Source organism: Pseudomonas sp. BF-R-01 (assembly GCF_019946615.1).
Classification (GTDB): domain Bacteria; phylum Pseudomonadota; class Gammaproteobacteria; order Pseudomonadales; family Pseudomonadaceae; genus Aquipseudomonas; species Aquipseudomonas migulae.
Map to the genome: position 1 here is coordinate 1 of NZ_JAGYFX010000142.1, position 12,447 is coordinate 12,447.

A 12,447-nucleotide genomic window follows, 5' to 3' on the forward strand; every position below is an offset into this window, starting at 1 on the left:
CTCCATGCCCTTCCTCGCCCGCACCCACCCTCGCCTGTCCGCCGCTGCGACCCTCGGTGTTGCGGTGGGCATTCTGGCTCCGGCCGATTCGATCATCAGCAAAATCCTCTTCGGCTGGAACACCGGGGTCTGGTCGTATCTGGTGCTGATGCTCTGGCTCGCCGCCCGCGCCAAAGCGCCGGATGTGAAACGCATTGCCGAAGTCGAAGACGAGAACGCCGGGCTGGTGCTGTTCGTGGTGTGCATCGCCGCCATCGCCAGCCTGGCGACCATCACCTTCGAACTGGTCGGCAGCAAGGACCTGGAAACCACCCGCAAGCTGTTGCATTACGGGTATACCGCACTGACCGTCATCGGTTCATGGCTGTTGATCGGGGTGATTTTCAGCGTGCATTACGCCCGCCTGTTCTACACCTGGGCCGGCAAAGACCCGGCTTTGCGCTTCGCTGAAGGGCTGACCACCCCCAATTATTGGGACTTCCTGTATTTCTCGTTCACCATCAGCGCAGCCGTGCAGACCTCCGATGTCGGCGTGGCCACTCGGGAATTGCGCAAGATTGTGCTCGCGCAGTCGCTGATCGGTTTTCTGTTCAACACCGCGATTCTCGGGTTCTCGATCAACATCGCTGCGGGCCTGTTCAACTGAGCCGTGCACAAACGTTCTAGGCATCGCCCTCGCCACGGGCGTTAAATAACCCGGCAATCCGTCTCGCAGGTGCAGCATGACCACTCACAACTGGATCGACCTGGCCCAGGACGCCGACACCGGCATCGAGACGCTGCGCGCGCATTTCGAGGGCCACGCCTACGATCCACACTGGCATGACAGCTATCTGGTGGGCGTCACCGAGCAAGGGGTGCAGCAATTCAACTGCCGGCGGGCCCGGCACCAGAGCACGCCGGGCAAGGTGTTTTTGCTCGAACCGGGTGACATCCATGATGGCGAAGCACCGACGGCAGACGGTTTCACCTACCGCATGCTGTACCTCGACCCGCAGTGGTTGAAACGCGAACTCAGTGCCGTGTTCGACAACGCGCCGGACAACAGTCAATTGAGCTTCGCCAATACCCTGGCCACCGACGTGCGCCTGGCCCACGCCACCAGCCTGGCGTTTCAGGCGCTGCACAACGGCGAGCTGAAAATCGTCCGCCAGACTGCCCTCGACGGTTTGCTCGAACGCCTCACCACTCACCTGCACTGGCGTGCCCGTTATGGCGAAGACCCGCGATTGCCGTTGGTGGCGCAGAAGGCTCGGGAATATCTGCACGCCCATGCCCACGAGGACATCGGCCTCGACCAACTGGCCGCCGCAACGGGCGTCGATCGCTTTCGCCTGACCCGCGCGTTCAAGGCTGCTTACGGCATCGCCCCGCACGCCTATCTGGTGCAATTGCGCCTGGCCACGGCCCGCAGAATGCTGGCCCGAGGCGAACAACCGGCCACGGTGGCCATGACGTTGGGGTTCGCCGACCAGAGTCATCTGGGCCGTTGGTTCGTGCGGGCCTACGGCCTGACGCCCGCGTTGTATCGCAAGCGCTGCTCAAATCTTCCAGACAGTTGACCGTGGGATTGTGAAGATCGACTTCAAAGATCTTCACCGGAGTTTGCCCGCGATGCTGTCCACTTTCCCGACGTTACTGCCCTTCCTGTTGTTTGCGTTCGTGGCGTCGATCACGCCCGGCCCGACCAATATTCTGGTGTTGAGCAACAGTGCCCGATACGGCTTGGTGGCCGCCGTGCCGATCATCTTCGGCGCCTGTGCCAGCGCCGCGACAATTGTGTTGTTGGTCGGCAGTGGTGCCGGGGCGTCGCTGACCGCTTGGCCCTTCGTGCAAACCGCGATGCAGTGGATCGGCGTGGCCTGGCTGAGTTACCTCGCCTGGCAGATTTTCAACGCCCCGGCAGAGGCCGTCACCAACCAAGATGCCGACGCCCGGCTCGGTCTTTTGGGCGCTGCCGGCCTGCAACTGATCAACCCGAAAACCTGGATGATGGCGCTGGCGGTTGTCAGTGTATTTGCCGGGGCCGGCGAACAGCGCCTGGCCCATGTGATGGTGTTGTCGCTGGCGTTCTTTCTGATTTCCCTGCCCTGCCTTGGGGTCTGGGCATTGCTCGGCGCGGGCTCCACGCGCTGGCTGCGTTCACCTCGCTCAATGCAACGTTTCAATCGCTGCATGGCCCTGTTGCTGTTGGGGTCGGCCTGGTTGAGTCTTTGGGCCTGAATCCCATTCGTCGGCCATTGTCGGACAATCGACGATGCGGGGCTTGACGGCGTATTCGCTTTTGGTGTCTTCTGAAACCGGTTTCAGTGCGATCTCAAACGCACGGACCTTATAACTCCAATAAGAAGGTTTCAGACCGTGAACGATTTCTCCGCCGCCCAGCGCAGCCGCGTGACCATGCTTGATGTCGCCGAACATGCCAAGGTCTCCAAGGCCAGCGTGTCACGGTTCATCGGCGAGGATCGCGCCTTGCTGTCCGATGCGATTGCGTTGCGCATCGAACAGTCGATTGCCGAACTGGGCTATCGCCCGAACCAGATGGCTCGCGGTCTGAAACGTGGACGAACCCGCCTGATCGGCATGCTGGTCGCCGACATCCGCAACCCTTATTCGATTGCCGTGATGCATGGGGTGGAAACCGCCTGCCGTCAACACGGCTACAGCCTGGTGGTGTGCAACACCGACCGCGATGACGAGCAGGAATGCCAGCACCTGGCCCTGCTGCGCTCGTACAACATCGAAGGGCTGATCGTGAACACCCTCGGCCACCACCGCGACGAATTGCAGGAACTGCATCGAGAGATGCCGCTGGTGCTGGTGGACCGCAAGGTCGAGCACCTCGAAAGTGACATGGTCGGGCTGGACAACCCGGCAGCGGTCGAGATCGCCATTGCCCACCTTGAAGAACGCGGTTACCACGATGTGCTGCTGGTCACCGAACCGTTTGACGGCACCAGTTCACGGATCGAACGAGTCAGCAGTTTCAAGGCGCAGATCGCCCGGCGTTCGGCGCTGCGCGGAACGATGATCGAAACCGGCAGTGACCTCACGGCAAACCTCAAGACTTTTCTCGATACCCCCGGCCCCGGCCCGAAGGCGCTGTTCTGCGCGAACGGGATTGCGGCGCTGGCCGCGACCCATGCGTTGCGCGAATTGCAGTGCACGTTGTTCGAGGATGTCGGCTTGATCGCCCTCGATGATCTGGATTGGTACCCGCTGGTGGGCAGCGGCATCACCGCCCTCGCCCAACCGACGACCGAGATGGGCGCGAGTGCGTTTGAATGCTTGCTCAAGCGCTTGCGCGGGGATGACGGGCCGGTGCGGACGATGGATTTTTCGGCGCGGTTGATTGAGCGTGGGTCGACCCTGGGAAATTCTCGGTGAATGTTTCGGCCCCTTCGCGGGCAAGCCTCGCTCCTACAGGACACCGACAACCCGTAGGAGCGAGGCTTGCCCGCGAAGGGGCCCAAAAGATCACCACAAAACCTCATCCTTTTTTTTGAACAAAAATGAAACCGGTTTCAGAGGTCCATGACAATGCATAAACCACCCGTTTCCATCAGCCTCTCCAGCTACGGCGCCGACCTCGTCCGCCAGCGCGGTCAAGGCCATTTCATCGATATCCTCGCAGCTGCGGGCGCCAGCCACATCGAATGGCGCGAAGAACTGCTGACCGTTGAAGACCCCGCCCAACTGGCCGATGCCACCCAGGCGCAAGGCCTCGAAAGCGTGTATTCCTCGCCGATGGAACTGTGGCTGGCCGGCCAGTCGAAACCCAATCCGCAACTGATCACCGCCCTGCAACGCGCCCAGGCCTTCGGCGCCAATTGGCTGAAGGTGTCCCTCGGTTACTTCACCGACACCAGCGACCTGCAAACCCTCGCCCGGATCCTGGGAAAAAGCGCCGTGCAACTGCTGGTGGAAAACGATCAGACCCTGCACGGTGGTCGCATCGAACCGTTCCAGCGTTTTTTCGCAGCAGTCGAGCAACACAATCTGCCGATCAAAATGACCTTCGACATCGGCAACTGGCACTGGCAGGACCAGTCCGCCAGCAGCGCCGCGCGCCTGCTCGGGCGTCACGTCGGCTACGTACACTGCAAAGCCGTGTCACGCCGGGCCGACGGCAAACTGGTCGCCATGCCGCCTGCTGCCAGCGACCTGCATTCGTGGGAACAACTGCTGCGGCACATGGCCCAAGGCGTGATGCGGGCCGCGGAATATCCGCTGCAAGGCGACGACCTGGTGCGGCTCACCACCGAGCATGTCGCCGCCCTCGCCCACTTGGGGCAAGCACGCCTGGAGAGCGCTCATGTCTGAGATCGATATCCTGTCGTTCGGCGAAACCATGGCGATGTTTGTCGCCGATCAAAATGGCGACCTCGCCAACGTCGACCACTTTCACAAACGCATTGCCGGGGCCGACAGCAACGTCGCCATCGGTTTATCGCGACTGGGGTTCAAGGTGGCGTGGCTGAGCCGGGTCGGCGACGACTCTCTGGGGCGCTTCGTGATCGACACCTTGAAAAAGGAAGGCCTGGATTGCAGTAACGTTGCCCTCGATGCCGCACACCCGACCGGGTTTCAGCTCAAGTCACGCACCGACGATGGCGACGATCCCAGGGTCGAGTACTTTCGGCGCGGCTCGGCGGCGAGTCATCTGTCGCCGAAGTCGATCATCCCCGAACTGCTCAAGGCGCGGCACTTGCACGCCACCGGCATTCCTCCGGCGCTCTCGGAAACGGCGCGACAGATGTCTTTCGAACTGATGACGCGCATGCGTGAGGCCGGGCGCAGTGTGTCCTTCGACCCGAACCTGCGCCCGAGCCTGTGGGCCAGCACGCAACAGATGATCAGCGAAATCAACCGCCTCGCCGCCCTCGCCGACTGGGTGCTGCCGGGTTTGAGTGAAGGTCGCTTGCTGACCGGCTATGAAGACCCGGCTGACATCGCCGCGTTTTACCTCGACCAGGGTGCCGAAGCGGTGGCGATCAAGCTCGGCCCGCACGGCGCGTATTACCGCACGCATCTGGATGACGGTTTCGTGGCGGGCGTGCCCGTGGAAACGGTGGTCGACACGGTCGGTGCCGGTGACGGGTTTGCCGTCGGCATGATCAGCGCGCTGCTGGAAAACCACAGCGTTGCGGACGCCGTGAAACGCGCCAACTGGATTGGTAGCCGTGCCGTACAGAGTCGTGGGGATATGGAGGGGTTGCCGACCCGATCCGAGATGTCCATCGAATTCGAGACCGCTGTTCGCGGGCAAGCCGCGCTCCTACAGGTTTAGCGCGAACCTGTAGGAGCGAAGCTTGCTCGCGAAGAGGCCATCACTACCACTGCAAAAGCTTGATCTGACCCGTTACCTGCTGCGACAAAAACAACAAGCTCAGGAGCACCACTCATGAAAACCGCAACGCTCGCCACCCGCCGCTGGTGGTACATCATGCCCATCGTATTCATCACCTACAGCCTGGCGTACCTGGACCGCGCCAACTACGGATTCGCCGCCGCCTCCGGGATGGCCGCCGACCTGATGATCACGCCTGGCCTGTCGTCGATGCTCGGCGCACTGTTCTTCCTCGGCTACTTTTTCTTCCAGGTGCCCGGCGCGATCTACGCGCAAAAACACAGTGTGAAGAAACTGATTTTCGTCAGCCTGATCCTCTGGGGCAGTCTGGCGACGCTCACCGGGATCGTCTCCAACGCCTACTGGCTGATCGTCATTCGCTTCATGCTCGGCGTGGTCGAAGCCGCGGTGATGCCGGCCATGCTGATCTACCTGTGCCACTGGTTCACCCGTGCCGAACGCTCGCGGGCCAACACTTTTCTGATCCTCGGCAACCCGGTGACCATGCTCTGGATGTCGGTGGTGTCGGGCTATCTGGTGCAGCATTACAGCTGGCGCTGGATGTTTATCATCGAAGGTTTGCCGGCAGTGCTCTGGGCGTTTATCTGGTGGCGCCTGGCGGATGATCGTCCGGCCCAGGCCAAGTGGCTCAGCGACGCCGAAAAGCACGATCTGGAAAGCGCCCTCGCCGCCGAACAGGTGGGCATCAAGGCGGTGAAGAACTACGCCGAAGCCTTCCGCTCGCCGAAAGTGATCATCCTGGCCCTGCAATTTTTCTGCTGGAGCATCGGCGTCTACGGCTTCGTGCTGTGGCTGCCGTCGATCCTCAAGGCCGGCGCACAAATGGACATGGTCGAAGCCGGCTGGCTGTCGGCGCTGCCGTATCTGGCGGCGGTGATCGGCATGCTGCTGGTGTCCTGGGGCTCGGACAAACTGCAAAAGCGCAAACGCTTTGTCTGGCCGCCGCTGCTGATCGCCTCGATTGCGTTCTACGGATCGTACGCGCTGGGCGCCGAACATTTCTGGTGGTCGTACACCCTGCTGGTGATTGCCGGGGCCTGCATGTACGCGCCTTACGGACCGTTCTTCGCGATCATCCCGGAAATCCTCCCGGCCAACGTCGCCGGTGGCGCCATGGCGTTGATCAACAGCATGGGCGCGCTCGGCTCGTTTGGCGGCTCTTATCTGGTCGGTTACCTGAACAGCTCCACCGGTTCGCCGGGCGCGTCTTACCTGCTGATGAGCGGCGCGCTGATGTTTTCGGTGGTGCTGACGATTCTCCTCAAGCCCGGCGCCAGCGACCGGGAACGTCCTGCGGTTGCGCAAACACGCCCGACCGCCGCCCATCCTTGAATTGATGCAGAGATGAATACGATGAAAAAGCAGGTCGTGCTGTACAAGAAACTCTCACCGTTGCTGATGGCTCGCCTGCATGAGCAGACCGACGTGACGCTGATCGACAACCTCGACGCCGATGGCCTGGCGCAACTGCGCGAGGCCCTGCCCCGCGCTCATGGGTTGCTCGGTGCCAGTCTGAAACTGGACGCGGGCCTGCTGGATCTGGCGCCTAATCTGCGCGCCATCGCCAGCGTTTCGGTGGGCGTCGACAACTACGACATCGACTACCTGACCGAGCGGCGAATCCTGCTCAGCAACACCCCGGACGTGCTCACCGAAACCACCGCCGACACCGGTTTTGCGCTGATCCTCGCGACGGCCCGGCGCGTGGTGGAACTGGCGAACATGGTTCGTGCCGGCCAGTGGAACCGCAACATCGGCCCCGTGCATTTCGGCAGCGATGTGCACGGCAAAACCCTGGGCATCATTGGCATGGGGCGGATCGGCGAAGCGTTGGCCCAACGCGGTCATTTCGGTTTCGGCATGCCGGTGATCTATCACAGCCACTCGCCGAAACCGGCGGTGGAACAGCGCTTCAATGCGCAATACCGCAGCCTGCCGGAGCTGTTGCAGCAGGCCGATTTCGTTTGCCTGACATTGCCGCTGACAGTGGAAACCGAGAGGCTGATCGGTGCTGAACAGTTTGCGCTGATGCGTCCAGAGACGATCTTCATCAATATCTCGCGGGGCAAAGTGGTGGACGAAACGGCGCTGATCGAAGCGTTGCGTTCCGGGCAGATTCGCGCAGCGGGGCTGGATGTGTTCGAACGCGAACCGCTGAACCCGGACTCGCCGCTGTTGCAACTGAACAACGTGGTGGCAACGCCGCACATTGGCTCAGCGACCCATGAAACGCGCGAAGCGATGGCGACGTGTGCGGTGGACAATCTGCTGGCAGCGTTGGCGGGTGAGCGGCCGAAGAATCTGGTGAATACCCGGGCGTGGAAGGATTAAGAGATTCGGCGCCTGCAAGTCAGTCTTCGCGGGCAAGCCTCGCTCCTACGGGATTACGCAGCACCTGTAGGAGCGAGGCTTGCCCGCGAAGGGGCCGGCATTGCCAACACAAATCTGTCAGGCCCGGCGCGCTTCCAGAAGATCCGCCGCACACAACGCAATCCGCCGACACGCATCCGCCAGTTTCCGTTGATCCACCACCAACCCGATCCGGATGTGCCCCGCCGCGCTCGGCCCGAACGCTTCGCCGGCTAGCACCGAAACGCCATAGCCCTCCAGCAGCCGCTCGGCGAAGTGCTGGGCAGACAACCCGGTCTGGCGCACATCAACCATCACAAACATCCCGCCATCCGGCCGAACCGCCCGCACCCCCGGGCACGCACTCAGGCTCGCGCACACCAGGTCACGGCGTTGACGGTATTCTTCGCGCATCATCGCCACTTCCGGCAGATCACCCTCCAGCGCAACTTGCGCCGCCTTCTGCACAAAGTCCGGAATGCCGAACAGCATGCACAACGACAGATGTTCCAGATGGTCAATCAAGGGTTTGGGCCCGATCACCCAACCGACCCGCCAGCCGCTCATGGCGTGGGATTTGGACAGGCTGTTGAGCGTCGCGGTGCGCTCGGCCATGCCCGGCAGGCTGGCCGGGCTGATGTGCTCGCCCTCGTACAACAGATCGCTGTAAACCTCGTCACTGATCAGCCACAGGTTGTGCCGAATGCACAGCGATGCCAGTTCCTGCCAGATCTTCAGCGACAGACTGGCACCGGAAGGGTTGTTCGGACTGTTGAGCAAAAGCGCGCGGGTTTTCGGCGTGATCAGCGCCGCGACATCCGCCGGATCAACGCGAAAGCCGTTCTCCGGACGCACCGCCACCGGCACCGCTTTCGCCCCGCAGGCACCGAACACGCCTTCATAGGTCACGTACATCGGTTCGGCGACGATCACTTCATCGCCCGGATCGAGCAGGCATTGCACGACCGAATACACCCCGCACTGGGCGCCGGGCGTCACAATCACCTGATCCGCATCGACCTCCTGACCGCTGCAACGTCGGTGACGGTTGACGATGCTGTCCCGTAGCCCGCGACTGCCGCGCACTTGCGAGTAATGCGTGTCGCCAGCCAGCAGGCTGTCAATGCACGCCTGGACGATGGGGCGCGGCGTATCGAAGTCCGGATCGCCCACCGACAACAGCAACACATCGACGCCCTGCTCTCGTAATTCCAATGCTCGGTAATGAATCTGCCAGGCCGCAGCGCCGTCTCCGGCAATTCGTTGGGTCAAGGCTGAATAGCGCATGTATTTCTCCAATCGCGCGTGTTCCTAGTCTCAACCCTATCTCAAATCACGAAACGCGCCACCATGGCATTCAAATCAACGGCCAGGCGCGACAGTTCATGGGTGGCAGCGCTTGTCTGATTGGCCCCGGCAGCGGACTGGGTCGCCAGGTCGCGAATGTTCACCAGGTTGCGGTCGACTTCGCGGGACACCTGCGCCTGCTCTTCGGACGCGCTGGCGATCACCAGGTTGCGTTCGTTGATCAGATGGATCGACTGAGTGATCTGCTCCAGCGCGACACCGGCGGCTCGGGCCATTTCCAAGGTGCTGTGGGTGCGCTGATTGCTTTGCTGCATCGACGACACCGCCTCCCCCGTACCGTTCTGGATGCCAGCGACCATCTTCTCGATTTCCTGAGTCGATTGCGCCGTGCGATGCGCCAACGCCCGCACCTCGTCCGCCACCACCGCAAAACCACGTCCGGCTTCACCGGCACGGGCCGCTTCAATCGCGGCGTTCAGTGCCAGCAGGTTGGTCTGTTCGGCAATGGCGCGAATCACGTCCAGTACCTTGCCGATGTCCCGGCCCTGAGCGGCCAGGCCTTCGATCATCAGCGAGGTGTTCTGCACGTCGTGGGTCATCGTCTGGATCGCATCGACGGTTTCCACCACGCGGTCGCGACCTTCACGAGCAGCCTGGGTCGACTGGTTCGAGGCTTCGGAAGTCGACACGGCGTTGCGCGCCACTTCTTCCACGGCAGCGGTCATTTCGTTGACAGCGGTGGCGGCTTGTTCGATTTCATTGTTTTGCTGTTGCAGACCGCGGGACGCTTCTTGCGTGACCGTGCTCAGCTCTTCGGCGGCGGCGCCCAGCTGCGTGGCGGAACCGGCGATTTGCTCGATGGTTTTGCGCAAACTGGCCTGCATCGCGGACAAGGCGCCGAGCAAACGTGCCGGTTCATCCTTGCCATCGACTTCAATGACGTTGCGCAGGTTGCCGCCCGCGATGGTTTCAGCAGCCTGCAATGCACGGTTCAGCGGGGTGACGATGCTGCGGGTCAACAGCCAGGCCAGCAACACGGTCATCAGTGCGGCGATCACCGCAACGACCACGATGCCGGTGATGGCGTTGCTGTAGTGTTCGCCCGCTTCGGCCGATGCGGTCTTGGCGTCGCTGGTGTTGAGTGCCACCAGTTTATTGAGCTGCTCGCCCATCTGGTCGGTGCCGTCCTTGATCCGCGTATTGATCAGGGTGCGCATCTCATCCAGCTTGTTCTGCCGCGACAGTTCCATCATCTGGTTCTGCGCTTGCATATAGGTGTCGAGGGTGGCGGTGAACGTCTTGTACAGCGCGGCTTCTTCTGGCTGGGCGGGCAAAGCTGCGTAGCTGGCCTGAGCGCTGCGCAGCTTGTCGGTGAGGACGCCGATGCGAGTCTGGGCTTCCTGCAACGCGGCGGGTTCGCGGTTGACCAACACCCGGAACGAGAGGATGCGCATGCGCAGGACGTTTTCCGTCATGTTGCCCAAAAACCCGATGCTGGGCAGTTGCGTCGTCTCCATGTCGACCGAGGCCTGGCGAATGGTCGTCATGCGGCTCACGGCAAATACACCCAGCACGATGACCAGCAAGGCAATGAAGGCAAAACCCAGGAAAGCTCGAGGCGCGATGTTCAGATTACGCAGGGACATAGGACGATACTCGGGTGATTGAGTCTTCGAGCGTCCTTGCCGTGATCACTGGCGGGCGGGCATTGAGGCGCACCGCTCAGGCTGGCGCCACTGTTGTAATAGGTTTGTGTGCGCCTGATATCTGTATCGGCTGGGGTTGAGGATTTTTGCGGGGATTTGCGAAATATATTTCAAGGGATTACGAGTGTTTCATCCGTGAAACACTGATCTTTGGTTCGCCGCGTCCCCCTGTAGGAGCGAAGCTTGCTCGCGAAGGTCGTCAACGATGACGCAGGTTGTCTGGATGAACGCGTTGCCCTCACGTCCTTCGCGAGCAAGCTTCGCTCCTACAATGGCCGTGGGGTATTCAGGATTGGCGTTTGGCGATACGCCAGACCCGGGCGATGTCGCTCGCCCGCTCACGCAACAACCGTGGCGCCTCGGTGCACGCCTGCTCCAGGGTCATTGGCCCGCTCGCCAAGGCAAACGCGGCGTCGATGCCATGTTCGTACAGGGCCTGATAACCCTCGCCCAAGGTGCCGGCGATGACGATGACCGGTACGCCGTGTTGCCCGGCGATGCGTGCGACACCAAACGGTGTCTTGCCGCGCAGGGTTTGCGCATCGAAGCGGCCTTCGCCGGTGATCACCAGGTCGGCGCCCTTGACCGCATCGGCCAGGCCGACCAATTCGGCGACCACTTCAACCCCGGCTTTGAACTGCGCGCCCAGGAAGGCCTTGGCGGCAAACCCCAGGCCACCCGCCGCGCCGCTGCCCGGCTCGTCACGCACGTCATTGCCGAGGACCTGGGCGCAAAGCCCGGCGAAGTGCCCGAGGGCGCGATCCAGTTGCTCGACCTGCGCAGGCGTTGCGCCTTTTTGCGGACCGAAAATCGCAGAGGCGCCGTGGGGGCCGCACAGGGGATTGTTGACGTCGGCGGCGATGTCGAAGCGCACGTCGGTCAGACGCGGATCGATGTCACTGAGATCGATGCGCGCCAGTTGCGCCAGTGCCAATCCGCCGGGCGCCAGGGTTTGGCCTTGTGCATCGAGCAGTTTCACGCCCAGCGCTTGCATCGCCCCCGCGCCGCCGTCGTTGGTGGCGCTGCCGCCAATCGCCAGGATCACCCGTTGCGCCCCGGCGTCGAGTGCCGCGCGGATCAACTCACCGGTGCCGAAGGTGCTGCTGATGCACGCATCGCGTTGCCCCGGCGGAACGAGTTGCAAGCCGCTGGCCTCGGCCATCTCGATGATGGCGGTGAGGCTCTGGGGCAACCAGCCCCACGCGGCGTCGACCGTTGTGCCCAGCGGCCCTTTGACGCGAGTGCGACGGAGTTGACCTTCGCAGGCGGCCAGAATCGACTCGACCGTGCCTTCGCCCCCATCGGCCATCGGGCATTTGACCAGTTGCGCATCGGGCCAGACTTCAACCAGACCAAGGGCAATGGCATCGGCCACGCCTTGTGCGCTTAGGCTGTCCTTGAACGAATCGGGGGCGATGACGATTTTCATGCGAATTCTCCAGTTCCAATGCCCCCATGCTGCCAGCCGGCCTGAACAATAACGCCGGTCCGCTGCACAAGTGGCACGGAGGATTATTGTTCATTTTCACAAAACCCGGTGGGAGCGAGCCTGCTCGCGAAAGCAATCTCAAGTACGCCGAAAAACCTGTAGGAGCCCGGCTTGCCGGCGATGGCGATTTCGAGGACGCCATCGCCGGCAAGCCGGCTCCTACAAGGACGGGTTCACAACGTCATGGATTTGCGTCGGTTTGTGGGAGTAGCTGCACGCCGAGG

Annotated in this window: 11 protein-coding genes; 8 read left to right on the top strand and 3 right to left on the bottom strand. The window is 62.1% G+C overall.

What is annotated here, in order from left to right; genetic code table 11:
* Window positions 1-4: 4 nt before the first annotated feature.
* From KGB27_RS29005 to KGB27_RS29040, 8 genes are all read left to right on the top strand, one after another.
* Complete coding sequence (locus KGB27_RS29005) at window positions 5-646, top strand: DUF1345 domain-containing protein (RefSeq protein ID WP_223557239.1); 642 nt, start codon at window positions 5-7, stop codon at window positions 644-646.
* 76 nt (window positions 647-722) lie between these two features.
* Window positions 723-1,562: an AraC family transcriptional regulator gene (locus KGB27_RS29010; protein ID WP_008036846.1), complete on the top strand. Its 840-nt coding sequence runs from the start codon at window positions 723-725 to the stop codon at window positions 1,560-1,562.
* Between the two features lie 52 nt (window positions 1,563-1,614).
* Window positions 1,615-2,223 carry a LysE family translocator gene (locus KGB27_RS29015; protein WP_223435826.1) on the top strand — a complete coding sequence of 203 codons (609 nt, stop codon included), beginning with the start codon at window positions 1,615-1,617 and terminating at the stop codon, window positions 2,221-2,223.
* A 138-nt stretch (window positions 2,224-2,361) separates the two neighbouring features.
* Complete coding sequence (locus KGB27_RS29020) at window positions 2,362-3,387, top strand: LacI family DNA-binding transcriptional regulator (RefSeq protein ID WP_317850737.1); 1,026 nt, start codon at window positions 2,362-2,364, stop codon at window positions 3,385-3,387.
* Between the two features lie 153 nt (window positions 3,388-3,540).
* A complete protein-coding gene (locus tag KGB27_RS29025) occupies window positions 3,541-4,323 on the top strand; it encodes a sugar phosphate isomerase/epimerase family protein (protein WP_223557237.1) in 783 nt (260 codons plus the stop codon).
* Window positions 4,316-5,290: a sugar kinase gene (locus KGB27_RS29030; protein ID WP_008036854.1), complete on the top strand. Its 975-nt coding sequence runs from the start codon at window positions 4,316-4,318 to the stop codon at window positions 5,288-5,290. Before KGB27_RS29025 ends, KGB27_RS29030 begins: the two co-directional genes overlap by 8 nt.
* Before the next feature lie 114 nt (window positions 5,291-5,404).
* Window positions 5,405-6,703: an MFS transporter gene (locus tag KGB27_RS29035; RefSeq protein WP_008036856.1), complete on the top strand. Its 1,299-nt coding sequence runs from the start codon at window positions 5,405-5,407 to the stop codon at window positions 6,701-6,703.
* A gap of 21 nt (window positions 6,704-6,724) precedes the next feature.
* The gene (locus tag KGB27_RS29040; RefSeq protein WP_223557241.1) at window positions 6,725-7,702 is read left to right on the top strand and encodes an NAD(P)-dependent oxidoreductase; all 978 of its coding nucleotides are present in this window, start codon (window positions 6,725-6,727) and stop codon (window positions 7,700-7,702) included.
* Window positions 7,703-7,819: 117 nt separating this feature from the next.
* Here the strand turns inward: KGB27_RS29040 and KGB27_RS29045 are convergent, their stop codons facing one another.
* The 3 genes from KGB27_RS29045 to KGB27_RS29055 form a co-directional block, all read right to left on the bottom strand.
* Window positions 7,820-9,007, bottom strand: a complete 1,188-nt coding sequence (locus tag KGB27_RS29045) for a pyridoxal phosphate-dependent aminotransferase (RefSeq protein ID WP_008036860.1) — start codon at window positions 9,005-9,007, stop codon at window positions 7,820-7,822.
* 41 nt (window positions 9,008-9,048) lie between these two features.
* Window positions 9,049-10,674, bottom strand: coding sequence for a methyl-accepting chemotaxis protein (locus tag KGB27_RS29050; protein WP_223557238.1), 1,626 nt, complete (start codon window positions 10,672-10,674; stop codon window positions 9,049-9,051).
* Window positions 10,675-11,020: 346 nt separating this feature from the next.
* Window positions 11,021-12,163: a glycerate kinase gene (locus KGB27_RS29055; RefSeq protein WP_207284405.1), complete on the bottom strand. Its 1,143-nt coding sequence runs from the start codon at window positions 12,161-12,163 to the stop codon at window positions 11,021-11,023.
* Window positions 12,164-12,447 lie beyond the last annotated feature (284 nt).

Coding starts and splice junctions, on each gene's coding strand:
- KGB27_RS29055 (WP_207284405.1), bottom strand. CDS start 12,163: ATGAAAATCGTCATCGCCCCCGATTCGTTCAAGGACAGCCTAAGCGCA.
- KGB27_RS29030 (WP_008036854.1), top strand. CDS start 4,316: ATGTCTGAGATCGATATCCTGTCGTTCGGCGAAACCATGGCGATGTTT.
- KGB27_RS29050 (WP_223557238.1), bottom strand. CDS start 10,674: ATGTCCCTGCGTAATCTGAACATCGCGCCTCGAGCTTTCCTGGGTTTT.
- KGB27_RS29035 (WP_008036856.1), top strand. CDS start 5,405: ATGAAAACCGCAACGCTCGCCACCCGCCGCTGGTGGTACATCATGCCC.
- KGB27_RS29005 (WP_223557239.1), top strand. CDS start 5: ATGCCCTTCCTCGCCCGCACCCACCCTCGCCTGTCCGCCGCTGCGACC.
- KGB27_RS29010 (WP_008036846.1), top strand. CDS start 723: ATGACCACTCACAACTGGATCGACCTGGCCCAGGACGCCGACACCGGC.
- KGB27_RS29015 (WP_223435826.1), top strand. CDS start 1,615: ATGCTGTCCACTTTCCCGACGTTACTGCCCTTCCTGTTGTTTGCGTTC.
- KGB27_RS29040 (WP_223557241.1), top strand. CDS start 6,725: ATGAAAAAGCAGGTCGTGCTGTACAAGAAACTCTCACCGTTGCTGATG.
- KGB27_RS29025 (WP_223557237.1), top strand. CDS start 3,541: ATGCATAAACCACCCGTTTCCATCAGCCTCTCCAGCTACGGCGCCGAC.
- KGB27_RS29045 (WP_008036860.1), bottom strand. CDS start 9,007: ATGCGCTATTCAGCCTTGACCCAACGAATTGCCGGAGACGGCGCTGCG.